This window comes from Streptomyces sp. NBC_00029, from assembly GCF_045160505.1.
GTDB lineage: Bacteria > Actinomycetota > Actinomycetes > Streptomycetales > Streptomycetaceae > Streptomyces.
Map to the genome: position 1 here is coordinate 8,339,598 of NZ_CP108292.1, position 23,410 is coordinate 8,363,007.

The following is a 23,410-nucleotide window of genomic DNA, read 5'->3' on the forward strand; positions in this document are numbered from 1 at the left end:
GAGCCGACGATCCGTCAAAACCGCTCGCATAGCGTGATGTTCATGAGCAACAACCGCAGAACAGCCGCCTCCCTGACCCTCCTCGCCCTCCTCCTGCCGTTACCGATCGCCACCGCGGGCGCCTCGTCCGCCGCGGAATCCGCCGTCGCCGTAGCCGGGACGTTCACGGCCGGGCCCGCTGCCGCCGCCCCCGCTGCCGCCGCCCCCGCTGCCGCCGGGACCGAGAACCGTCACGACTCGCGGGTGGAACTCCCGCGCCCCACCGGCCGTTTCGCCGTCGGCCGGGAGGACCTGCACCTGGTGGACAGGAGCCGAACCGACCCCTGGGCCGGTTCAGGGCCGCGCGAGCTGATGGTCACCATGCGCTATCCGGCGCGGCACGACACCGGCCGCACCACGCGCTACCTCACGTCCGAGGAGGCCCGGCTGCTGCTGGTCGACCGGAAGCTGGACCAGGTGATCCCGGTCGAGACCCTGACCGGTACGCGGAGCCACGGCCGGACGGGAGCCCGGCCGGCCACCGGGAGGTACCCGCTGATCGTCCTGTCCCCGGGCTTCACCGTTCACCGGGCCACCCTCACCGCCCTCGCCGAGGACCTCGCCTCCCGCGGTTACGTCGTCGCCGCGGTGGACCACGCGTACGAGAGCGTGGGCACCGCCTTCCCCGGCGGGCGCGTGCTGACGTGCCTGGCCTGCGAGAAGGTCCGGGGCGAAGAGGGGTACCGGACGGTCGGCGACACCCGTGCCGGTGACGTGTCCTTCCTCCTGGACCGCCTCACCGGACGCGACCCCGCCTGGCGTCACGCCGGACTCATCGACAGGAGCCGCATCGCGATGGCCGGCCATTCCATCGGCGGATCCTCGACCGCCGCAGCGATGGCCGCCGACCGCAGGATCCGCGCCGGCGTGAACATGGACGGCGGCTTCTCCACGCCGGTCCCCGCGGCCGGACTCGGCGGGCGCCCCTTCATGCTGCTCGGCGCCCAGCAGCGCGGTCCCGGCGGCAACGCGAGCTGGGACCGCGACTGGCCGCTGCTCGACGGCTGGAAGCGCTGGATCACCTTTGCCGGCTCCGGCCACTTCACCTTCACCGACTTCCCGGCGATCGGCGAACAGCTGGGCCTGCCCGACGACGAGGCCCCGCTGCCGGGCGCCCGGTCCGTCGAACTGACCCGGCGCTACGTCGGCGCCTTCTTCGACCGGCACCTGGGAGACCGGCCGCAGCCCGTGCTGGACGGCCCTTCACCCGACGCGCCGGAAGTCGCCTTCCACACCCCGTGACGGGGGTCCGCCCCCGGTCAGACCACCGTCACCGGGTGGCGGACCACCGCGTCGAAGAGGTAGCCCTGCGTGTTGTGGACCGAGCGGTCGGGCTGTGTCCGCCCGGTCGCGTCGCTCGCCCGTGCCAGCAGCGAGGTCGCACCCGTGGCCCTCGGGGTCCACGGCACCGACCAGCGCACCCACCCGCCCCGCCGCGGAGCGTCGTGCAGGTGGGCCCGCCGCCAGTGGCCGCCGCCGTCCGTGCTGACGTCGACGCGTGTGACCGGGGCCGCGGCCGACCAGGAACGGCCGGTCAGCAGCCGGGTCCGGTGCACGGGAACGCCGGCCCCCAGCTCCAGCTCGAAGGCGCTCTTGAGGGTCTGCCGGGTCAGCGGCTCACTGCCGGCCGCCGGGTGCTCGGGCCCGAACAGCCGGTACATCTCCGTGTTCCACGGCGAGTACAGCGGCTCCCGGCTCACCTCGATGTCCCCGACCCACTTGACCGACGAGATCCCGACCCAGTCCGGCACCACGAGGCGGACCGGCCCGCCGTGGTCGGGAGGCAGCGGCCGGCCGTTCATCTCGTAGGCCAGCAGTACGTCGTCCAGCGCCTTCGCGACCGGCAGCGGGCGCCGCACCCGGCCCAGGTTCACCCCGTTCGCGACCACCTCGTCGTCCAGCCCGCTCGGCAGGACGTCCACGGCGCCGCGGGTCACGCCCGCCAGGCGCAGTACGTCCGACAGCCGCGCGCCGCGCCAGTGCGCGACGCCGATCGCGCCCAGCGTCCAGGCGGTGCCGGTCACCGGCTGGCCCTGCTGCGTGTCGTAGAAGCTGCGGCCGTTGCCCGCGCACTCGATGAACAGCGTCCGCTCCACCGGCCGCAGGGCGCGCAGCCGCTCGTACGACAGCTCCAGCGGGCCGCCCGCGAGCCCGTCGCCCCACACCTTCAGCCGCCAGCCGCCGGCATCGATCCGCGGGGTGGAGGTGTGGTTGCGGACGAAGAACCGGTCGATCGGAGTGAGCGGGCCCGTGCCGCGCAGCGCCGCGAAGTTCGTCTCCGCGTTCGTACCGCGAAGGGTGAACAGCTCGGGCGGCAGCGGCTTGACGGTGCGGGGCACCGGGTCGGCGAGGTCTGCGCCGGGCGCGGCCGACGCCGTGCCGCCGCCCGCCGCGACGCCCAGCGATCCGGCGGCGGCGCCCACCGAGAACAGCTTCAGCAGATCACGGCGGTCCACCCCGGCGGAGCGGGCGCGGCCCCGCGCCCACTGCCGCAGGCGCGTGCGGTCGTACCGGCTCTCGTCCGACAGATCGAAGGGCATGGCAGGAGCACTCCTTGGTCGCGGTTCCCACGGACCGTAGAGGTCCGCGGCGAGCCGCGGGAACCTTCCCGCCGTGCCCGCCACGAACCCGCAACATCACCGCAACGGCCGATTACCGCTGGTCGGCGGAATTTCGGCAGGATGAGGGCATGACCGAGATCCGTACCCCCCGACTCCTCCTCCGCCGCTGGACCGACGACGACCTCGTCCCCCTGTCGGAGATCAACGCCGACCCGGAGGTGATGCGCTGGATCGGCGAGGGCGACACCCTCGACCTGGACCGGACCGCCGAGGACATCGAGCGCTGGGAGGAGGAGTGGGACGAGGAGGGCTTCGGGATCTTCGCCGTGGAGCTCCTCGGCTCCGGCGAGCTGATCGGCGCCGTCGGCCTCTCGGTCCCCGAGCACCTGCCCGAGGCCCTGCCGGACGCCGAGATCACCTGGCGGCTCGGCCGCCAGTACTGGGGCCAGGGCTACGCCTCCGAGGCCGCGCAGGCCACCTTGGAGTTCGCCCTCCAGGACCGCGGCCTCGACCGGGTCGTCGCCATCAACCGGGCGGGCAACGAGGACTCCGAGAACGTGATCCGCAAGCTCGGCATGGTGCTGGAGCGCGACACCACGGACCCGCGCCACGGGCACCTCCTGCAGATCCACGGCATCGACCTCACCGAGTACGAGGCCTGATCCCTCCGGCCGCATCAGCCGATCGGACGACCCCAGGGTCCTCCGGACCGCGCGCGGGCTCCGTCCACCGGGCGGACCCGGCCGGGGCCGCGGCGCGGCGAGCATGGACCGGGGGAGCGGGAGACGTACCCGGCCCTCCCCGCCCGGAGCCGAGAGGGACACCATGAACGCGCACGACCGACTCCTCCTCGACGGCGCCCGCCGCGGTGATGCGACGGCGGTGGGCACGGCGCTCGCCGCCGGCGCCGCCGTGGAGGCCCGCGACGAGGAGCTGCGCACGCCCCTGCTGCTCGCCGTGCTCGGCGACCACCTGGCCGTGGCCGAACTGCTGGTCGCCGCCGGTGCCGACCCGAACGCCCCGGACTCCCGGGAGGACAGCCCCTGGCTGGTCACCGGCGTCACCGGCAGCGTGCGGATGATGCGCCTGCTGCTGCCCGCCGGGCCCGACCTGAAGCAGTGCAACCGTTTCGGGGGGATCTCCCTCATCCCGGCTGCCGAGCGCGGGCACACCGCGTACGTGCGCGCCGTGCTCGCCGAGACGGACATCGACGCCGATCACGTGAACCGGCTCGGCTGGACCGCCCTGCTCGAGGCCGTGATCCTCGGCGACGGCGGCCCGCGCCACGAGGAGGTCGTCGCGGCCCTGCTCGCGGCGGGCGCCGATCCCCTGCTGCCCGACCACGAGGGGGTGACCCCGTACGAGCACGCCGCCCGCCGGGGCTTCGACGGCATGGCGAGGGCCCTGAAGGCGGCTGCGGGTACGGAAGACGGGGCCGGCCGATGAACCGCCGCACCCGGGACACCCGTACGGCCCGCGACGCCCGTACGGGCACCCACGACGCCCGTGCGCACACCCGGCGCACCCGCACGCGCGCCCGTGGCGCCCTCGCGGCGCTCGCCGCGGCCCTGCTGCTCGGATCCTGCACCCAGAACGCGACGTCCGCGCCGCCGGGCCCGGCACCCTCCGCCGTTTCCCCGCTGCCGGCCACCGCCCCCACCCCGCAGGGCCTGCTCCTGACCGCCGACTTCGGGGCGGACACCGTGACCTTCGTGGACCCCGAGCGCGGTGCGGTGGCCTCGGTCCCCGTCGGCAGGGCCCCGTACGCACTGGCCGTGGGCGCGGACGGCCGCGCGTGGGTGGCCACCGCCGAGGGCGTCGCCGTCGTCGACACACGCACCCGCGTACGGGTGGCGCTGATCCCGCACCGCACGGGCACCGGACCGGTCACCGACGGCGAGTACCGCGGCGGCGGCATGGGCATCGCGCTCTCGCCCGACGGCGCGCGGGCCTACGTCGGGGTGAACGTCCCCGGCACCACCGGCGTCCTGGAGGTCATCGACACGGCCGGGCGCGAGGTCACCGCCGTCGTGCCCGTGGGCAGGCGGCCCTTCGACGTGGACGTGTCGGCGGACGGCGCCGAGGTGTACGTCACCGGCCACGACTCCTTCGACGTCACCGTCGTGGCGGCCGACTCCCTGCAGCCCCGCCGGATCGAGGTCGCCCCCTACGGCACCGAAGGCGGACTCGGTTCCTGGCTGAAGCCGCACTACGCCGTCGTACGGCCGGCCGACGGGAAGCTGCTGCTCCCCTTCGAGGGCGAGCGGCTCGCGGTGGTCGACCCCAGGACCGGGCGGACGGCGATCGAGCCGATGACGGCCGACACCCACCAGCACGGCGTCGCGGTCACGGCGGACGGCCGGCTGCTGGTGGTCGGCACCGGAGCCGTGCAGCCGGGCGACGGCAGGGGCCCGTCGCTGACGGTCCGTTCCCCGGGCGGCGCCGAGCGGGTGTACCCGCTGCAGGGCCCGCACGAGGACGTGGCCGTCTCCCGGGACGGCCGGACCGCGTACGTCACGGGCGGCTACACCCGGGACGGTCACTGGAACGGCATCACGGTCGTCGACCTCGACACCGGAGCCGCCCGCCGGCTCGCGGCGGGCGCGCGACCCCTGGGCATCGCCGTCCTCTGAGCCCCGGCGCCCCGGCCGTACGCCGCTGCCCCCCGCCCATACAGCACGCCTCGGCCGCGCGCCTCAGCCCGCGGCGCCGCCCGGTGCCCCGGCCCCGCCGCCCGCGCGGATCGCGGCGAGGGCGGCGGCGTGCAGGGCGGCCGGGGCGCCGTGATGGGCGCGGGGGCTGCCCGTGAGCGTGTACCACTCGTCGGCGTCCTTGTACTGGACGTCGAACCGGAGCACGCCCCCGTCCTCCTCGGTGCTGCGCAGCGTCAGCGGGCCGGTGATGACGCCGACCTCGTCGGTCATGGCGCCGCCCGGCCCGGCGAGCACCTCGTCCTGCCACCGGTGCGCCTGCGTCATGAGGCGCAGGTGTCCAGCATCGTGGTGAGCATCTTCTTCTCCGGTTCGGTGACGGTCAGTCCGTACGTGGACTTCACGGTGGTCCAGGCCCGCCCGTACTGGCACCAGGCGGCCTTGTCCGGCGGCTGCCACAGGTCGGGGCTCTGGTCGCCCTTGGAACGGTTCGAGGCCGCGGTCACGGCCAGCAGCTGAGGACCGGTCAGATCGTTGGCGAAGGCCTTGCGCCGGGCGGAGTCCCAGCCGGCCGCGCCGGAGCGCCAGCCCTCGGCGAGCGGGACCATGTGGTCGATGTCCATCTTCCCCGCCTCCGTGACGGCCACCCCGTCGTAGAAGCTCTTCCAGTTGCCGGAGACGGCCTTGCACTCGGCGTCCTGGGTGACCTCCGTGCCGTCGCGCTTGAGCACGACCTCACGGGTGTCGCACTTGTTGCCCTGCTGCGCCCAGTGCGTGAACTTGTCCCTGCTGTAGCCCGCCATCGTGCCGACCGGCGCGACCTCGAGCGCCGCCAACCGGGTCCGGGCCTCGGCGACGGTGACCATACCGGGCAGTACGTCCCCGCCGGCCGGTTTGGCGTCGTCACCCGGTGACTTCGGCGACTTCGGCGCGGCGGAGGACGGCGATCCCGCGGGCGCGGACGCCTTCGGATCCCCGCCGCCCGGCGCTGCCGGATCGGAACACCCGGCCGCGGCAGCCAGCAGCAGCGCCATCAGTACCGCACCAGGCACACGTATCTGACGTCCCATAACCCCACCCCGAGCCGGTACCGCTCCGCACGCTGTCCCGGAAACCCTACCCAGAACCGGACAATCAACCTACCGAGGGCCCTCCGGTGGGCGTTGTCAGTGGCCCTCGCTAGTCTCCCGGCATACCGCAGCTCAGGGGGGTCGGCTCCCCCCTGTCAGGGCTGCGCGGAACAGTACGGGACAGGCGGAGGGGCACGGGCTGATGGCTTGGCTGGCAGCGGGCGAGGGGTACGAGATCGCCCTGGTGGAGGGACGGGTGGCGGCGAGGTCCGCCACCGGGCGGACGGCGGGGCGGCAGTTGAAGACACTGCCCAAGGCACTCAAGGACCATCCCGAGGTGGACCGGCTGCGCCGGCTGGCCGAGTGGCTCGACCGGCACGAGGCGGCCTGCGTCGCACAGGTCGACGGCTGGATGGTCTCCTCGCTGCCCGTGCCGACCGAACTGCTCGCCCGGGTCTGGCCGGACGAGGCCTGGCAGAGCGCCCTGCGCGACGTGGCCGTCGTCGGCGACGACCCGGACGAGGTGGGCTTCCTGCGGGACGCCACCGCGTCCGGCGAGCTGAAGGTGGTCAACCTCGACGGCGAGACCGTACGGCTCGCCCCGCGCACGGTGACCCTGCCGCACCCGGTGCTCCTGCCCGACCTGGACGACGTACGGGACTTCGCGGCCGAACTGGGCATCGTGCAGCGCGTCGAGCAGATCCACCGGGCCACCTGGCGCAAGCCCGCCGAGCTCGCCGCCACCGCCACCGAGGTACGCGACTACGCGGGCGGGGTCTTCCCCACCCGCTTCAGCCTCGCCGCCCGCGCCACCAGCCTCGGCTACCGGGTCTCCGGTGGCTACGCCACCTGCAAGGTCCGGGACTCCGGCAGCGGCACCGAGGCGGCCGTGTGGATCGGCGAACCCTATTACGAAGACGAGATGACCACCGGCGCCCTGAGCTGGCACGACGAGGACGGCCGGGCGGTACGCCTGACGGAGGTCGGACCAGTCGCCTGGTCCGAGGGAATGCGGATGGCCGCGGCGCTCTACGCCGGGCGCAAGATCGAGGAGGGCGGGGACGCGTGAGCACCAACCAGGAAGACACCGAGATGCACAAGGCCGAACTGCTCCTCAAGGCAGGTGCCGTACTGCCGTACGACACCGCGGACGCCGCCCCCGGAGCCGTCGAGCTGACCGCACGCTCCTACCGCCACCCCGGGCTCGGCGACGACCGCGTCGTCGTCCGGCTCGCGCCCGCCGAACTGGGCGCCGCCGAGGACCTCGCCGCCGGCTTCCTGGGACTCGTACGGGACGAGGGCGAGCCGCCCGTCGTCGGCCTGAGCAAGCGCCAGGCCCTCGGCTTCCCCGAATGGGTCCTGGTCCACCACCCCGAGGACGGCCACCACGCCCTCGCCGTCGTCCCCGAGCTCGACCGGATCGCCCGGCAGGCCAAGACCAAGCCCAAGGCAGCCCTCGACGCCTGCCTCGAACTGGCCGACCGCCTCGCCGCGTCCGTCCCGCACTTCCTGCCGCTCTTCCACGAGCAGGCGGCGCGCCTCTTCCTCGCCGTCGAGAACACCACCTACGCCGCCCAGCTGTTCGGCCGGGCCCGCACCGCCGAGGCCCAGCACGGGCTGAGCATCGACGAGGACCGCCTCGACGCCGTCTTCCTCGAGTTCGCCCTCGTCGGCGCCCTGCCGGTGAAGGTGCTCACGGGCTACGGCAAGGCCCTGGCCGGCCGTGTCACCGCCGCCGAGGCCTACGACCGCTTCCGCCGCCTGTGCGTACGCCGCACCGCCGGCGGGCTGCCGCCCTCCGCCCAGGCCGCCGCCGAACTGCGCCGCCTCGCCCGGGCCGCGGGCCTGACCGGCACCGAACCCGAGCAGGACTACCTCGCCGAACTGCTGCCCCTGCCCGCCACCCTGCGCGCCGCGCTCGGCTGGTGGAAGGCCCACCGCGGAGCCCTCGTCGCACTCGCGCGGCGCGTTCCCGCCGTCCGCGGCACCCTCCTGGGGCTGACGCCGCCCAGCGGCGACGGCGGCGAGTTCACCGCCCTGTGGCTGGAGATCCTGGAGGAGTCCGGCGCCACCGCCGGGCTCGCCGACGGAGCCCTGCCCGCCGAGGAGCGCTGCGCCGACGGAACGGCCGGCTGGCTCGAGCGCTTCCACGCCGCCCGCCACTCCGGCTGGGGCCGGCGCCCCACCCTCCCGGCCCTCCTCGACCTCACCGAGCGGTGCGCCGGACAGCTGCGCACGGAACTCGCCCGGCCCGAACGGGAGGCGGGCCTGCAGGTCGGCGTCGAGGACACCGACCTCCTCGACCTGCTGCTCTCCCTGGACGTACCGGTCGCCGACCCCGAGGCCGAGACAGAGAACCGCCGGCGCCGGTACGACAACCTGAACCTGACCGAGTGGGCCGACGGCGACGAGCGCCGCGACCTGCTCGCCCTCGCCGCCGACGAGCGCTTCCACCCCGCGTTCCGCCGCGCCCTGAACAGCCTCGGCAACGGCAGCGCAGAGGTCGTCCGGTGCGTCGCCGCCTCGCCCGGCGGCCGCCCGCTCCTGGCCACGTGGGTGCGCGACGTCGCCCTGGCCTCCAGCGCCGCCGGTCTGCCCGGAGTGCCCGACGCGATCGCGCGCCTGAGCTGGCTGCCCACCGAAGCCCTGGAACTCGCCCCTGCGGAAGTGGCCGCCGCCGCGGCCGCGGACCTCGCCGAAACCCTCGCCCGTACCCTGCGCGGCGGTCTCTTCGAGGAGCTGGCCTGGCCCTCCTGGGAGGAGGCCGTCACCGAACTGGCCCCCGGCCAGGGCCGGGAGGCCCTGAACGTGGTGGAGGCCTGGCCCTACCTGATCGTCGCCAACCAGACCCAGGTCCGGGTCATCGACGCCGAGTCCACCGTCCTCACGCACGACCTGCGCGTGCCGACCGGGCACTCGCACCACCACAGCTTCCACTACGTCGACGGTGAGCTGCTCGTCTTCTGGTCCTCTTGGAGCACGAACGGGACGCAGGCCTACTGGCACCACTCGCCCGGCACCGTCTTCACCCTGGACACCGACCGCAGCCACTGGTCGCTGCGCAGCGAACACCTCTCCCTGCCCCTCCCGGGCGGCGGGCGCACCACCGGCGGCGGAGTCCTGCACCGCGGCGACACGAAACTGCCCGACGAGCGGCCCCTGCTGTCCGACGGCACCTCGTACTGGGCGTGGCAGCGCCGCGACCAGCAGACCGACAGCGGCTGGCTCGAGTACGACCCCGCCGGCGGCACCTACGGGCGCCACTCCCTGCCCGCGTTCTTCGCCGACGCGCTGCGCGCCGACGCGGACACCGCGCAGCGCACCGGTAGCCGCACCTGGCTGAGGCCCGCGCCCACCGTGGCCGGCTCGGTCCTGGGCGAGCCCGCCGGCGGCCTGCTCGGCTGGCGGGCCGTACGCGTCCCCGGTCACGGCTGGCAGGGGACCGACACCGGCGGACGCAGCGTCGCCGTGCCCGAAGGCCGCGACGCGCCCGTCGCCGCCCTCGCCTTCCCCGGCGACGACCGGCCCCGCGCGCTGTCCCAGCACTGGCAGGAGCTCAGCATCACCGACCCGGACGGCGTGATCACCGCCCGGTCGCGCGACGGCCACCGCCGCCGCACCGCCTTCGGCACGGGCAGCGTGGACCTTCCGCCGCTCTCGCACTGGTACGCCCTGCGCCCCCGCGACGCCGAGGGCTCGGCCGTCCTGCGTGCCGCCGACCGGGAGACCGCGGCAGCGCTGCTCAAGACGGCCGCAGCGGCGGAGAAGGCCGCCGACCTGCCCGACCTGGTCGGCGCCGCCCTGCCGCGGATCACCGCGCCCAAGATCATCGGCGGCATCGTCGAGGTCCTCCGCTTCACCCTCGCCCAGCAGAAGGTCCTGGACGCGATCGCCGCCCGGCTCCACCCCGACACCACCCCCGTCGAGGAGCGCGAGCAGGGCCCCGGCGACCGGCTGATCGCCGAGGGGCTCAAGGGCCTCATCGGCCCCGGCTACTACCGCTGGAGCGGCGAGAGCGACGCCGCCCACTACACGCTGTGCGAACTCGAGGCCGCCCGCACGCGGACCGACGCCACCCAGGTGCCGGGCCTGCTGCACTTCGACACGCCCGCGCTGCCCTACTGGTCCTTCCACTGGACGCCGCTGCTCGACCAGCCCGCGGCCGTCGCCTACCGCGCCGTCACCGTCGCGGCCACCGACGAGCAGCGGGCGGGTCTGCTCACCCTGCTCGGCGCGGTCGACGCCCTCGGCCTGGCCTCGGCCGAAGGGTCCGCCGACCGCTGGCGCCGGGTCCTGCTCCGCCTCGACCGGCAGCACCTGCTCACCCCGGAGGGCGAACGCAACGTCCACCACCGCAGCCTGCTGCCGCTGGGCGGCGGAGCCGTCCTCGCACTGACCGAGCACAGCGAATCCGTGCCCGAAGGCCACGAGTTCGGCGCCCTGCTGTACGACCCCACCGGCCGCTTCACCGTCCCCGGCCCCTACACCCTGCGCGGCGACGCCCCGCTCGGCGACCGCGATCGCGGCCCCGGCTGGCTGACGGCCTTCCTCGGCGCGGCCGCCGAGCACGGCCCGGTGCCCTTCCTCCCCGAAGCCGCGGAGGAGTTCGCCCGGCTCACCGGAGTCTCGGGCGCCCTCGCCCGCCTGGTGCTCGCCGGACTCCCGGACATCGACACCTTCGAACGCAACTTCCTGGCACCCGAACTGCGCACCGCCCTCGGGGTCAAGGCCACCGATGCCGCCTACGCCCGCGACGAGCTCAAGAGCCTCGACGCCGAGCTGCGGCGCGCGATCGTCGGGGCCCTGCTCCCCGCCGATCCGGCGAAGCTGTGGAGCGAGGGACCCGACGTGGCCGCCGCCGCGGAGATCTGGAACCGGCGCATGGGCCGTCGTACCCCCGTGCCCGACTGGCTCGCCACGGAGGCCGCGCGCGCCGTGCGCGGCACCGCCCCGCACCGCATCCTGGCGAGCCTGCTCGACCCCGCGGCCGCACGCGAGCTCTCCGTCGACGTGGCCTGGACGGTCAAGGGCGACCACGTGGAGCCCCGTGAACCGGCCACCGACCCCTTCACCGCGCAGACCCTGACCGGCATCATGGCGATGGCCGCCTGGCTGGCCCACCGGCTGCCCGCGGGCGATCCCGTACGAGCGGCCCTGCCGCCCGCACTGACCGCTGTACGACAGCGGCTCGCCGCGCCCGAACTGCTCCTGGAGATCGCGCACTACACCAACCTTCCCGACTTCCGGAAGGCCGCGGGCACACCGACCGAGACCGGCGAGGGCTACGAGCGCTACGGCGCCGTCGTCATGGCCACCCACGACGACCAGCCCCGGCCCGCACTGCGCCCGGCGCTGCTGGACTCCACCGGCTCCGACCCGTACCTGCCGGTGCTGCGCGGCGACGACCAGCGGCCCTCCGCCGTCGAAAGGGCGCTGCGGACCGCCCACGATCCGCGCTTCGCCGCGCTGCTCGCCGACCCGGGAGCCCCGGCGGCCGGCGGCGTGGACTCGGAAGGCACCTGGTGGCCGCAGGACCCGGGCCGCTCCGTGCCCGAACTGGTGGAGGAGGTGAGCGCCGCGCACGGCCTGGGCGCCGACGCGGCGGCCCTCTACCTCGCGCTGCTCGCCATGCCCGACCCCACCGACCGCAACACCGCTCGCTGGACGGGCTGGAAGCCGGCCCGGCTCAAGGCCGCCCGCGCCGAACTGGCCGCCACCGAACTGGTGGTGACGGCCGGCCGTAGCCGGGCCGGGCGCTCGCTGTTCCTGCCCGGCGGATGGGCCGAAATGGCCTCGCCGGCGCTTCCGGTCGAGCAGTGGAAGCTGCCGATGTACGGCCTGAGCGTCGGAGAGGCTCCGCTGCGGGGCGTGCTGGCACCCACCGAACCCGCCGCTGAGCTCTACCGCCGGGCCTGGCAGCGGGTCCGGGAGGGCGACGTGCCGCGCTTCGAGGAGCTCAAGGTGAAGCGCACCCGCGCCCGCCGCCGCTGAACCGCGGCCGCCGGACCGCCGTCGCTGAACCGGCGCTGCTGAACCGGCGTTGCTGATCCGCCGCCGCTGAACCGGCGTCGGTCGGCGCGGCCGCCCCCGCCCACCGGAAACGGCGCGGCGCACCTGCCCGCAGGTGCGCCGCGCCCCCCGGACCATCCGCCCGTTGCACAGCCCAGAGGAACCCGATGACCGTCACCGAACAATCCGCCCCCGCCGCCCGGCAGGTGCTGCCCGCCGAGGAGCGCCACGCCGCCGAGCTCGCCTTCCTGGCCGCCCAGGACCCGGGCCCCCGCCCGCCCGGCTGGGCCCTGACCCCGCGCGCCGTCGTCACCTTCGTCTGCGGCAGCGACGGGGCCGAACTGGCCCTGCCGAAGCGCCGCGCCGGACTCCCGGCCAAGCTGGCCATCGCCCCCAAGTTCGTCGGCGAACGCGCCCTCGTCGAGCGCTGCGTCGTCACCCTCGCCGGAGAGCGCGGCCTGCTCCTCACCGGCGAGCCCGGTACCGCCAAGTCGATGCTGTCCGAGCTGCTGGCGGCCGCCGTCAGCGGCACCAGCGCCCTGACCGTCCAGGGCACCGCCGGCACGACCGAGGACGCCTTCCGCTACGGCTGGAACTACGCCCTGCTGCTCGCCCAGGGCCCCACCCCGCAGGCCCTGGTCGACTCCCCGGTGCTCTCCGCCATGCGCACCGGACGTGTCGTCCGCGTCGAGGAGATCACCCGCTGCCTGCCCGAGGTGCAGGACGCGCTCGTGTCGATCCTCTCGGACCGGCGGATCAGCGTGCCCGAACTGACCGCCACCGAGGACGCCGTGGTCTCCGCGGCACCCGGCTTCACCGTCATCGCCACAGCCAACCTGCGTGACCGCGGCGTCTCGGAGATGTCCGCCGCCCTCAAGCGCCGCTTCAACTTCGAGACCGTCGCGCCGATCGCCGACGCGGACGCGGAGGCCACGCTCATCCGCCGCCAGGCCGTCGCCGCCGTCCAGCGGGCCGGCGCCGCCTTCGGCGTCGACGACGCCGTGCTCGACGCCCTGGTCACCGTCTTCCGCGATCTGCGCTCCGGACGCTCCGCCGAGGGCTGGGACGTGGAACGCCCCGGTACGGTCATGTCCACCGCCGAAGCCGTCCAGGTGGCCGCCTCGCTCGGGGTCGCCGCCGCGTACCTGCCGGGCGGGGACGTGCTGGACCTGCTCCCGGGCCACCTGCTGGGCGTCGTGCGCAAGGACGACCCGGCCGACCACGGACGGCTGCTGGGGTACTGGGACGGCCCGGTCCGGCGCCGGGCCGAGGACGGCTCGCCGATGTGGCGCCGCCTCTGGGACCTGCGCGGGAGCCTGCGTTGACGCACACCGACCCGCGCGCCGCGGTCGATGCCCTCGCCGCGGCCCGTGAGCCGTACCTCATCGGGGTGCGCCACCACAGCCCCGCGCTGGCCGCCGTGGTTCCCGACCTGCTGGACGCCTCGGGCGCGGACGTGGTCTGCGTCGAGCTCCCGGAGGAGTTCCAGCCGTGGCTGGAGCACCTCGCCGACCCGGAGACGGTCGCGCCGGTCGCCCTGGCGGGCACGGGGGAGGACGGCCGGCTGGCGTTCTACCCGTTCGCGGACTTCTCCCCGGAGCTCGCCGCGATCCGCTGGGCCCGCCGGTCCGGCGCGGCCGTCATCTGCTGCGACCTCCCGCTGTCGGACCGCGGCTGGACCCGCCCGACGGCGGCTCCGTCCCCGTCCCCGACTTCGGCCCCGGGCGAGGGCCCCGGGCAGGATCCGGCGGCGGACCCCGGTTCGGACCGGGCCCCGGGCACTGGACGGGGCGCGGACCCGAAGCAGGGCTCGGACCCGGCCGGAGCGTTCGCCGGGCAGCGGCCCGGCGGGTCCTTCGCCGACGGCCTCACCGCTGCCGGCACGGGGCGTGACGGCGACGACCTGTGGGACCGGGCCGTGGAGGTCCTCGCGCCCGGCTGCACCCCGGAAGCCGTACGCCGTGCGGCGCTGGGCGTCGGCTGGGCGCTGCGCGCCGACACGAGCGCCGTCCCGGCGACGGACCTGGCCCGCGAGGCCCACATGCGGGGCGTGATCGCAGGCGCGGTCGCCGCCGGCCACCGCGTGGCCGCCGTGATCGGCGCGTTCCACGCCCCCGTCCTTCCCGGCACGGCCGCCGACAGCGCGCCGGCCGCCCACGGCAACGGCCCGGGGGCCGGCTGCGCCCACGACTGCGACGCGGACGCAGGGGCCAAGTCCGGCTGCGGCCGGTGCTCCGGCTCCGGCGCCGATCCGGGCTCCGCCCACGACCACGATGCGGACTCCGGCCACCGGTCCGGCGCCGAGGCCGGCACCGGCCTCGAGCCGCACCGGGCCGGGGCCAGGGGTGTGCCCGGGCCGCGGGACGGCGGCGCCGCCTCCGCGGTGCCGGCCGCGGGCTCCGACCCGGCCGTCACCTCCTTCGTGCCGTACTCCTTCGACCTGCTCGACTCCCGCTCCGGATACCCCGCAGGGATCCGGGACCCGCGCTGGCAGCAGGCCGTCCTGGAAGCCGGCGGCGACCCCGGCCGGGTCCGCGAGGCCGCCTCCGTGGCCGTCACCGGACTCTGCCGGGAGCTGCGCCGCGCCGGGCACACCGCGGGCACCGGCGAGGCCGCCGAAACCCTGCGCCTCGCCTGCGACCTCGCCACCCTGCGCGCGCTCCCCGCGCCCGGCCGCGGCGAGCTCCTCGAAGCCGTGACCACCGTGCTCGGCCAGGGCGAACCGCTCGGCCGGGGCCGGGCGCTGGCCCGCGCCCTCGAGGCCGTGCTCGTCGGCACGGCCCGCGGCCGGATCACCCCGCACGCGCCGCGCTCCGGACTCGGCCCCTCCGTCGAGGCCGAACTCGCCGCGCTGCGGCTGCCGGCCCCCGAGGACCCCGCGCCCCGCGAGATCCGCCTCGACCCGCTCCGCTCCGCCCTCGACGGCCGCCGCGAGGTCCTGCTGCAACGGCTCCTCGTGTGCGGCGCCTCCTACGGCGAGCCCCTCACCGTCGCCGCCACCGGCGACGGCACCGCCCTCGGCACCAAGTGGCGGCTGTCCTGGACGCCTTCCGTCCCGGCCCGGCTGGACCTCGCCGGGGTGCGCGGCGTCACCGCCGGACAGGCGGCCGCCGGCACGCTGCGCGAAACCGCCCGCCGCGCCGCCGCCGACGGCGGGCCGACCCCGGCGCAGATCCTGGCCGGCCTGGCCGCCGCCGCGCGGTGCGACCTGCCCGAGCTGGTCGACGTACGCCTCCAGGAGGCGGCCACCGCCCTGCCGCAGACCGCGACCCTGCCCGAACTCCTCGACGCCCTCGACCTCCTGGAGGCCCTCCACCGCGGCCACCTGCCCGGCACCTCGCCCGCTTCCCGGGCCGCCTCCGCCGGCCTCGCCGGGGACCTCCTCGAAGCGGCCGTGCGCTGCCTGCCCGGCCTCGCCGGGAGCGAGGACCCCGCCGACGCGACCGCCCTCGTGGCCCTCGCCGACCGCGCCGCCGCCCACCACCTGGGCCTGCGCACGGACGACGCCCTGGCGGCCCTGGCCGACTCGGCGTCCCCGCTGATGCAGGGCGCCGCCCTGGCCGTACGGGTCCTCCTCGACCTCGACCCTGCCGCGGAGCTCGGTGGCCGCGCCGCCGGATGGATCGACAGCGCGGGCACCGCCGACAGCCGGCGCGCCCTCACCCGGCGGCTCGGGGGACTCCTCACCGCCGCCGGACCCCTGCTGCAGTCCTCGCCGGCGGCCCTCACCCCGCTCCTCGACCGCGTGGAGCACCTCGCCGACCAGGACTTCCTCGACCGGCTCCCCGCGCTGCGCGGAGGCTTCGACGCCCTGTCGCCCGCCGCCCGTGACCGGCTGCTGGACACCGTCACCGAGCGACTCGGCGACCGGATCGACCTCGCGCTCGACGCGTCACCCGCCCTGCTCGCCCTGTGGGCCGCCGCCGACGCCGCCGGACTCGCCGCCCTGAAGGCCCTCCCGCTGCCCGGCCCACCGGCCGCGCCGGACACCCCGCCGCCGACGCCGACACCGCCGACGCCGCCGACGCCGGCCCCGGTCCCCGAGGCCCCCGACACGGCCCCGAGCCGGCAGTCCGGCGGGGGCGACGGCCTGCGGCTCGCCCCCGCCGACCGCTGGCGGCTGCTGCTCGGCCGCGAACGCGACCGGCTCCCCGCGGGCGCCCGCCGCTACGCCCACGCGCTGGACGAGCTGTACGGCGCCGGGCGCGGCGAAGGCTCCGCCGACCTCGAAACCGGCCAGGGCCGGGGCGGCGGCCAGGACGCCTCCTTCCCCACCGCCCGTGAGTGGTCGCAGGAGCTGGAGGCGCTGTTCGGCGCCGACGTACGGGAGGAGGTGCTGGCAGGAGCGGCCGAAGCGGGCCGCACCGACGTCCTCACCCAGCTCGATCCGGCGGCCGTACGGCCCTCCGTGGAACTGCTGAGCTCCGTACTGTCCCTCGCCGGCGGGCTGCCCGAGGCCCAACTCGCCCAGCTGCGACCCCTGGTGAAGAGGCTCGTGGACGAACTCGCCAAGGAGCTCGCCACCCGGATGCGCCCGGCCCTCTCCGGCCTCGCCACCCCGCGCCCCACCCGCCGCCCCGGCGGCCGGCTCGACCTGGCCCGTACCCTGCGCGCCAACCTCGCGCACACCCGGCGCCGGGCCGACGGCAGCGTGGTCGTCGTCCCGGAACGGCCCGTCTTCAGCACCCGGGCGAGCCGCGAGGCCGACTGGCGGCTGATCCTGGTCGTCGACGTCTCCGGCTCCATGGAGGCCTCCGTCATCTGGTCGGCCCTGACCGCGGCCGTGCTGGGCGGCGTACCGACCCTGTCCACCCACTTCCTCGCCTTCTCCACCCAGGTCGTGGACCTCACCGACCGGGTCGAGGACCCGCTCTCCCTGCTGCTGGAGGTCCGCGTCGGCGGCGGCACGCACATCGCCGCCGGTCTCGCGCACGCCCGTTCCCTGATCACCGTCCCGAGCCGCACCCTCGTCGTCGTGGTCAGCGACTTCGAGGAGGGCGCGCCGATCGGCGGGCTCCTCGGCGAGGTCCGCGCGCTGGCCGCGTCCGGCGCCCACCTGCTGGGCTGCGCCGCGCTCGACGACGAGGGGACGCCCCGGTACTCGGTCCCGGTCGCGCGGCAACTCGTGGCGGCCGGCATGCCCGTGGCCGCCCTCAGTCCCCTCGCCCTCGCCCGCTGGGTGGGCGACCGCCTCCGTGGAGAGTCCCGTTGAGCACCGAACTGCCGCCCGTCGCCCCCGAGGTGCTCGCCGAAGCCGTCGAGAACCTCACCCCCCGCCTGCGCAAGAAGCTGGACGCCGCCACCGAGGGCTGCGCAGCGGGCGCCACCGCCGGGGCCGACGGCACCGTCACCCTCCGCTTCGGCGAGGACGCCCTCGTCACCCTGCGCCCCGGTCCGGCGGGTGCGATCACCACGGCGGAACAGGCCACGTGCAGCTGCCTGCTGGCGCCGCGCTGCCTGCACCGGGCCGCGGCCCTGGGCGCGGCCCCGCTCGCGGACACACCGCCCGAGCCGGAGCCGGAGCCGGAGCCCGGGCCGGAGCCGGCCGTGGACCGGGGGCCGGACCCGGCCACGGCAGCCGCGTCCCGCGAACCTACGGCGACCGCCGAGCCCGCGGCCCCCACCGAACCTCCGCCGGCCCTCACCGGGGCCCAGCTGCGCGCCGCGGCCGCCCTCTGGCACGTGGCCGCAGAAGCCCTCGCCGCCGGGGTCACGGCGGGCGGAGCGGTGGTCCAGGCCGAACTGCTGCGCGCCGCGCACACCGCCCGCCTCACCGGGCTGCCGCGCGCGGAAGCAGCCGCCCTGCGGGTCGTACGCGGCCTGCGCGCCGCCCGCGAACGCCGGGCCGGGCAGCGGCTCGGCGACCTCACCGGAGCCTTCCGCGAACTCCTGCACACGGCCGCAGTGCTGGCCTCCGGATCCGCCGACCCCGCACTGACCGGCACCGCCCGCCGGGCCTACGCGCCGGGCGGCAGTCTCCAGGTGCAGGGCCTGTGCCGGGAACCCGTGCTCTCCGCCACCGGATACGGCGGAGTGGTCACCCACCTGATGGCCCCGGACGGCACCCGCTACTCGGTCTCGGACGTCCGCCCCGGCGGCCTGGCCCGCGCCCGCGGAGCCGGTTCCGCCTCCGTCGCCCTCGGCGGCGCCGTCCTCGACCACGCAGGCCTCGCCCGCGGAGGCCTGCGCATCGTCGGCGCGACGGTCTCCCCGGAGGGCCGGCTCGGCGCCGGACGCGGGGTCAGGGCCACCCCGCTGCCCGGCATCGCCTGGACCGAACGGCCCGCAGCCCCGCTCTTCGCCCGCCCGGCCGCCGAGGCCGTCGCCGAACTGCTGGCGGACCCGGACGGAACCGAGTCCGCGCTGCTCGGCTGCGACGTCACCGTCGTCGGAGCGGCCGGCGAACACCTCCTCGTCCGCGAGACGCGCCCGGACGCGCCCCTGTTGCGACTGCTGCCCGCACACCCGCACCCGGAGCTGGCGCACACGGACAACCTGCGCCGCATCGCCTCGTACCCCGGTCTCCGGCTGCGCGTCCTGGGCCGCCCCGACCTGGACCGCGCCGCCACGCTCCGCCCGCTGGCCGTCGGCCCGGTGCCGGGAGCGGACTACACGCTGCGACTGCCCGAGGAATGGCTGGGCCGGGCCGACCTCGGCTACGACCGCCTCCAGGGCATGCACTTCCCGGCGGGGGCCGCCCTCGCCCCGGAGCCCGCGGCTGCCGACGGCCCGGACCCGCTGGCCGACTCCCCGCTGTGGCGGGTGCGCCGCCTCCTGGAGACCGGGGTCGCGGGCGGCCGCCGTGCCCTGGCCGAGACGGCCCGCGGAACGGCGTCCCTGGCCTCGGCCTCGTACGCGCCGCTGCGCCGGGCCGGTCTCACCGCGGCGGCGGACCTGGCCGCCGCCCTGGCCGCGGAGGCCGACCGCCGTCCCCGCGACGTCTTCGGCCGGCTGGCCGACCCCTCGCCCGACGGCTACGCCTGGGCCTGGCTGGCCGCGGCCACCCACCTGGCGGCGGCGGAACGCTCCCTGATCGCCGCGTCCTGGAAGGCCGGTCCGGGCGAGGCGCAGCCCGCGCCGCGCTGAGATCCGCCCAGTCGGCGCACGGCGGTCAGTCCGGGCGAAGCCACGCGCGCAGTGCGCCGAGGTCCGCCCCGGTCAGACCCCGTCCCGGATCGACCCGGTGCAGGAGCGCCCGGTCCGGGTGCCGGGCGGCCACCCAGGCGCGGTCGGCGCCGGTGATCTCGTCGTCGACCCAGATGAAGGGGCGCCCCGCCGCGTGGTCGAGGAGGGCCGGGGACTTCCAGTGGAGCCCGCCCCGCCCGTCCTCGTCGGAAGGCTCCGGCCAGGCCACCACGGGCAGCTCCGGGAGGCCGAGCCGGGGCGCCACGCACTCGTTGGCCTCCTCCAAGAGACGGCCTAGTCCTCCCGGGCCGGAGGGTGATCGTGGTGCGAGAGGGTGTGACCGACGCTGTGGCGAGCGCTGCGTGATGACCCACCAGGCCCGGCCCGGCCTTCCGCGCTCGCCGCTGATCCCGAGGGGATCGCGAGGGGGACCGCGACGGGGCGCGACAACGCGGGAACCCCTGACGCCCCGATCGCCTCTTGGTGGTCGAGGGGGATGGACATGACGAAGACAGCAAGGTCATTGACCGGACGGCTGCTGGTGACGGGGCTCCTGTGCGCCGTTGTCGCGGCGTGCGGGACCACACGGGCGGGGCAGGCCGCGCCGCCCGCCGGCGTACCCACGCTCGCTCCGGCCGACTGCGATCTCGATCCGCCGACGGACGAGGGCTCGGGCGGGAACGCGGGTCCGCCGACCGACGAGCAGACGGGCGCGTACGCCGGTCCGCCGACCGACGAGCAGACGGGCGCGTACGCCGGGCCGCCCACCGACGGCGAGACCGGTGCGTATGCGGGGCCGCCGACCGACGGCGAGACCGGTGCCTACGTCGGCCCGCCGACCGACGGGGAGATCGGCAACGGCGGGGGCCCCTGCGGCCCGGCCGACTGGTTCGACATGACCCGGGACTTCAGCGCCTACTACCTGAAGCACCGGGAGACGTCCGAGGAGGGCTACACATACCCCGAAGCGGTCAAGGAGACCCGCGTCCGCAAGGTGCACACCGTCGGCGAGGCGCGGATCACCTTCACCACCAGGGAAGTGGGCAAGGGCCGCGCCGAAGCCGCCCGCAGGATCGCCGCGCGGTTCGCCGCCTGGCGGCACGAGGTCTACGGGGACACGGGCACGGTGACGCTCCTGGTTCCGGACGACGGGGTGGTCGTCACCGAGTCCTGGTGACCCCGGGCCACCGCGCGTCCCAGAGCGCGCAGTGGTGTTCGGCCCGGGCGTCCACCGTACGGATCCCACCGGCCCCCGGCGCCAGCGACAGCACCGCGCTCCCGTTCCGGTCGCGCGGCCACGGCGGGGCCCCCGGCGCCGCCGGAACACCGGTGCGGGCGAATGCCGTCCAGTAGCCGGTCATCCGGTCCGCGAGCCGGCGCTGCGGTTCGGTCAGCGGCACCACCGTGAACAGATAGGGCAGTTCGAAGCCGTGGGCCGCGCCGTACGGCAGGTCCGGCGGCTCCGGCAGCCCGGTGAAGTCCGGCGCGCCCCGGTCGCTGAACCGGTACGCGTACACCGGCACGTGCCGGCCGAGCGCCGCGCCGTCCCGCAGCGTCGGGCAGACGAACGACGCGTCGGTCAGTACGGTGGCCCACGCCACCGCCGGTGTCGCGAAGGCGGACACCGGATAGGAGGCCTCCACCGCGCGGGCGGTCGGCGCGTCGAAGGACTGCGCCAACCGGGCCCGGTAGGCCCCCTCGTCGGGGATCGGGTACGCGGCCAGGGTCTGCGCGAGGAAGAGGCGCATCTCGTCCCGGGTGGCGCCCTGGATCACCGGCACCCGGTGGAACCGGCCGGCCTCCAGCGCCCGCCGCGGCTCCAGGGGCAGCACGTCGTTGCCGTAGGAGACCAGCGAGAAGCGCTGCATCAGCTCGGCGGTGGCCAGGGCGGCCGGGTCCAGCCGGCGCAGGCAGTCCAGTACCCCGCCGGGCCGGTCGCAGCCGAGCCGGGCCGCTGCCAGGGCGCCGTCCGCCACCGTCTGCCGCTCCGGCACGAAGGGCTCGTACGTGCCGAGGCCGGGCAGCAGGGCCCGCGGGGGCGCCGTGGTCGAGCACGATCCGCTCTGCACGATCGCCCGGTGGAACAGGCCCGCCGAGGCCGGGGACGTCAGGTGCGCGCACACGCTGAGGGCCCCGGCCGATTCACCGAAGACGGTGACGTGGTGGGGGTCCGCGCCGAAGCGTTCCGCGTTCGCCCGCACCCAGCGCAGCGCCGCCCGCTGGTCCGCGAGGGCGAAGTCGGGGGCTCCGCCGAGCTCCGGATGGCCGAACAGTCCGAAGACGCCCAGCCGGTAGTTCACGGTCACCACCACGGCGCCGCCCTGCACGGCCGCCCGGTCGGGCCGGTAGGCGTCGCCCGCGCCGCTGAAGAAGCCGCCGCCGTGGAACCAGACCATGACGGGACGCGGCCGGCCGGCGGCGGCGCGGCCCGCCGGAGCGGTGACGTTGAGGTAGAGGCAGTCCTCCGAGCCGGTCGGTCCGCCCGTTCCCACTACGGGCAGCTGCACGCAGCGCGGACCGGCGGCCCCGGCATCGCGCACACCTTCCCAGCGCCGCACCGGCTCCGGCAGCCGCCAGCGCAGCGGGCCGGTCGGAGGAGCGGCGAAGGGAATGCCCTCGAAGGTGTCGTACGCGCCGTGCCCGACGCCCCGGACCGGCCCCCGGTCGGTGTCCACCACCGGCCGGTCCGGCCCGGGCGCGGCGCCCAGCAGCAGCAGTACGACGGGCAGGAGGAGCGCGCAGCGGCGACGGACCTGGCGAAAGTCGGGCACGGTCGACGCCCTTTCCCCATGGGATCCGGGAGGAGACCCCCGTTTGCCCGCCCCGAATGGCGCAGTGAGCGGAAGTGGCACTCAATGTAACAAAGCGTGCGCTTCCCATGACGCACGATGACCGGCGCGCGATTGCGTAGACCCGCGCGTCGGCGAACGGAGCTTTCCATGAATGACCCCATCACCCTCGCGGCGAAACAGCACGACGACGACCGCCACGGGATCCCCGACCCCATCGCACCGGACGAGCCGATCACGCCGCCCATGCGGACCCTGCTGGAGACGGCGGCCACCTGCCGTCCGGTCGAGGAGGTCACCGCACTCGTGAGCCTCCTCAAGGAGGGCGGCCCGCTGCCCGACGCCGGGCACGACGCGCTGCGCACGGCCGCCGTGACCCGGCCCGTGCAGGACGTACGACGGATGGTCGCCCTCCTGGGCGAGTCGCCGCAGGAGGTGGCCGAGGCGGACCTCACGCTGCGCGCCGCCGCCGTCGGACGGTCCATCGAGGACGTCGCCCTGCTGGTGACCATCCTCGGCAAGGAGGACGCGGCCGAGGCGGAGCGTCAGCGCCGCACCCCACCAGCCGTTCCGGCCGTCGCGCCGGGCGCCGTGTTCCCCGCCGCGCCCGAAGCCCCGTACGAGGCGCCGTACGTCCCCCCGTACGCGGAGCTCCACGACGCCCCTTACCAGGAGCCGCCCCGGCGCACCGCCGCCGTCGACCCGCCCGCCGCCTCCCGCGTCCGGGCACTGCGCCACGTGCTGCGCTGGCCGGTGGCGGCCGCCCTGCTGGTGAGCGGCGCCCTGCACCTGCCGAACGACCTGACGGCCCTGCAGTCCGCGGCCCCTGTCGACTACCTGCCCCTTCTCGCCACTGTGCTGTGCCTGGTGAGCGGAGCACTGGTGGCGCTCCGCGACACCCCGGCGGTGTGGCGGGCGGTCGCCGCCACGGCGCTCGGCGTCGTCGCCCTCCACGTGCTCGGCGGGTCGATGCAGTACGACCCGCTGGAGGGCGCGGTGGGCGGCACCCTGGCCTGGGCGGGCATCACCGTCATGCTGTGCGCGGCGGCCGGCGCCGTCCTCGCCGGCCTGGCGCTCAGGAACCACCGGGAGAGCTCGGCCTGACCGGCCGCCGACCCCGCCCGGACGGCACCCCGCGCCCCGCGCGCGGGGTGCCGTTCCGCGTC

The 23,410-nt window shown here is 76.1% G+C and carries 16 protein-coding genes; 11 read left to right on the top strand and 5 right to left on the bottom strand.

Translation table 11 applies throughout. The features are described from left to right. The first annotated feature begins 42 nt into the window (after positions 1 to 42). On the top strand, positions 43 to 1,281 hold the full coding sequence (locus OG753_RS38395) for an alpha/beta hydrolase family protein (protein WP_405792166.1): 1,239 nt from the start codon (positions 43 to 45) through the stop codon (positions 1,279 to 1,281). A gap of 17 nt (positions 1,282 to 1,298) precedes the next feature. Here the strand turns inward: OG753_RS38395 and OG753_RS38400 are convergent, their stop codons facing one another. Continuing rightward, entirely contained in the window at positions 1,299 to 2,579 is a 1,281-nt protein-coding gene (locus OG753_RS38400) for a sulfite oxidase (protein ID WP_327266387.1), read from the bottom strand. Between the two features lie 149 nt (positions 2,580 to 2,728). On the opposite strand from OG753_RS38400, the gene OG753_RS38405 reads away from it, so the two are divergent. The 3 genes from OG753_RS38405 to OG753_RS38415 all read left to right on the top strand — a co-directional run bounded on the left by OG753_RS38405 (position 2,729) and on the right by OG753_RS38415 (position 5,233). Next, positions 2,729 to 3,262, top strand: a complete 534-nt coding sequence (locus OG753_RS38405; RefSeq protein WP_327266388.1) for a GNAT family N-acetyltransferase — start codon at positions 2,729 to 2,731, stop codon at positions 3,260 to 3,262. Between the two features lie 163 nt (positions 3,263 to 3,425). Continuing rightward, positions 3,426 to 4,046 (top strand): ankyrin repeat domain-containing protein, encoded by a 621-nt coding sequence (locus tag OG753_RS38410; RefSeq protein ID WP_405792169.1) that lies wholly within the window; start codon positions 3,426 to 3,428, stop codon positions 4,044 to 4,046. Further along, positions 4,043 to 5,233, top strand: coding sequence for a hypothetical protein (locus OG753_RS38415; RefSeq protein ID WP_405792171.1), 1,191 nt, complete (start codon positions 4,043 to 4,045; stop codon positions 5,231 to 5,233). The genes OG753_RS38410 and OG753_RS38415 overlap by 4 nt, the downstream gene beginning before the upstream one ends. Before the next feature lie 63 nt (positions 5,234 to 5,296). On the opposite strand, the gene OG753_RS38420 is transcribed toward OG753_RS38415, so the two are convergent. Together OG753_RS38420 and OG753_RS38425 are read right to left on the bottom strand one after the other, a co-directional pair. Beyond that, entirely contained in the window at positions 5,297 to 5,578 is a 282-nt protein-coding gene (locus tag OG753_RS38420) for a hypothetical protein (protein WP_327266391.1), read from the bottom strand. After that, positions 5,575 to 6,321 (bottom strand): HNH endonuclease family protein, encoded by a 747-nt coding sequence (locus tag OG753_RS38425; RefSeq protein WP_327266392.1) that lies wholly within the window; start codon positions 6,319 to 6,321, stop codon positions 5,575 to 5,577. The genes OG753_RS38420 and OG753_RS38425 overlap by 4 nt, the downstream gene beginning before the upstream one ends. 202 nt (positions 6,322 to 6,523) lie before the next feature. On the opposite strand from OG753_RS38425, the gene OG753_RS38430 reads away from it, so the two are divergent. From OG753_RS38430 to OG753_RS38450, 5 genes are all read left to right on the top strand, one after another. Continuing rightward, on the top strand, positions 6,524 to 7,390 hold the full coding sequence (locus OG753_RS38430; RefSeq protein WP_327266393.1) for a DUF4132 domain-containing protein: 867 nt from the start codon (positions 6,524 to 6,526) through the stop codon (positions 7,388 to 7,390). Then, positions 7,387 to 12,312 (top strand): DNA-binding protein, encoded by a 4,926-nt coding sequence (locus OG753_RS38435; RefSeq protein ID WP_405792173.1) that lies wholly within the window; start codon positions 7,387 to 7,389, stop codon positions 12,310 to 12,312. The genes OG753_RS38430 and OG753_RS38435 overlap by 4 nt, the downstream gene beginning before the upstream one ends. A gap of 185 nt (positions 12,313 to 12,497) precedes the next feature. After that, the gene (locus tag OG753_RS38440; RefSeq protein WP_327266394.1) at positions 12,498 to 13,655 is read left to right on the top strand and encodes an AAA family ATPase; all 1,158 of its coding nucleotides are present in this window, start codon (positions 12,498 to 12,500) and stop codon (positions 13,653 to 13,655) included. After that, complete coding sequence (locus OG753_RS38445; protein ID WP_405792174.1) at positions 13,652 to 17,542, top strand: vWA domain-containing protein; 3,891 nt, start codon at positions 13,652 to 13,654, stop codon at positions 17,540 to 17,542. Before OG753_RS38440 ends, OG753_RS38445 begins: the two co-directional genes overlap by 4 nt. Next, on the top strand, positions 17,539 to 19,416 hold the full coding sequence (locus OG753_RS38450; protein ID WP_405792176.1) for a hypothetical protein: 1,878 nt from the start codon (positions 17,539 to 17,541) through the stop codon (positions 19,414 to 19,416). Before OG753_RS38445 ends, OG753_RS38450 begins: the two co-directional genes overlap by 4 nt. 25 nt (positions 19,417 to 19,441) lie before the next feature. Here the strand turns inward: OG753_RS38450 and OG753_RS38455 are convergent, their stop codons facing one another. Then, complete coding sequence (locus tag OG753_RS38455; protein WP_405792966.1) at positions 19,442 to 19,864, bottom strand: hypothetical protein; 423 nt, start codon at positions 19,862 to 19,864, stop codon at positions 19,442 to 19,444. A gap of 93 nt (positions 19,865 to 19,957) precedes the next feature. On the opposite strand from OG753_RS38455, the gene OG753_RS38460 reads away from it, so the two are divergent. Then, positions 19,958 to 20,632: a hypothetical protein gene (locus OG753_RS38460; protein ID WP_405792178.1), complete on the top strand. Its 675-nt coding sequence runs from the start codon at positions 19,958 to 19,960 to the stop codon at positions 20,630 to 20,632. Here the strand turns inward: OG753_RS38460 and OG753_RS38465 are convergent. Continuing rightward, positions 20,616 to 22,226, bottom strand: coding sequence for a carboxylesterase/lipase family protein (locus OG753_RS38465; protein ID WP_405792180.1), 1,611 nt, complete (start codon positions 22,224 to 22,226; stop codon positions 20,616 to 20,618). The two genes, OG753_RS38460 and OG753_RS38465, sit on opposite strands and share 17 nt — an antisense overlap. Before the next feature lie 168 nt (positions 22,227 to 22,394). Here OG753_RS38465 and OG753_RS38470 point away from each other — a divergent pair, with 168 nt between their 5' ends. Further along, positions 22,395 to 23,348, top strand: coding sequence for a hypothetical protein (locus tag OG753_RS38470; protein ID WP_405792182.1), 954 nt, complete (start codon positions 22,395 to 22,397; stop codon positions 23,346 to 23,348). Positions 23,349 to 23,410 lie beyond the last annotated feature (62 nt).

Coding starts and splice junctions, on each gene's coding strand:
- OG753_RS38395 (WP_405792166.1), top strand. CDS start 43: ATGAGCAACAACCGCAGAACAGCCGCCTCCCTGACCCTCCTCGCCCTC.
- OG753_RS38400 (WP_327266387.1), bottom strand. CDS start 2,579: ATGCCCTTCGATCTGTCGGACGAGAGCCGGTACGACCGCACGCGCCTG.
- OG753_RS38405 (WP_327266388.1), top strand. CDS start 2,729: ATGACCGAGATCCGTACCCCCCGACTCCTCCTCCGCCGCTGGACCGAC.
- OG753_RS38410 (WP_405792169.1), top strand. CDS start 3,426: ATGAACGCGCACGACCGACTCCTCCTCGACGGCGCCCGCCGCGGTGAT.
- OG753_RS38415 (WP_405792171.1), top strand. CDS start 4,043: ATGAACCGCCGCACCCGGGACACCCGTACGGCCCGCGACGCCCGTACG.
- OG753_RS38420 (WP_327266391.1), bottom strand. CDS start 5,578: ATGACGCAGGCGCACCGGTGGCAGGACGAGGTGCTCGCCGGGCCGGGC.
- OG753_RS38425 (WP_327266392.1), bottom strand. CDS start 6,321: ATGGGACGTCAGATACGTGTGCCTGGTGCGGTACTGATGGCGCTGCTG.
- OG753_RS38430 (WP_327266393.1), top strand. CDS start 6,524: ATGGCTTGGCTGGCAGCGGGCGAGGGGTACGAGATCGCCCTGGTGGAG.
- OG753_RS38440 (WP_327266394.1), top strand. CDS start 12,498: ATGACCGTCACCGAACAATCCGCCCCCGCCGCCCGGCAGGTGCTGCCC.
- OG753_RS38460 (WP_405792178.1), top strand. CDS start 19,958: ATGACGAAGACAGCAAGGTCATTGACCGGACGGCTGCTGGTGACGGGG.
- OG753_RS38470 (WP_405792182.1), top strand. CDS start 22,395: ATGAATGACCCCATCACCCTCGCGGCGAAACAGCACGACGACGACCGC.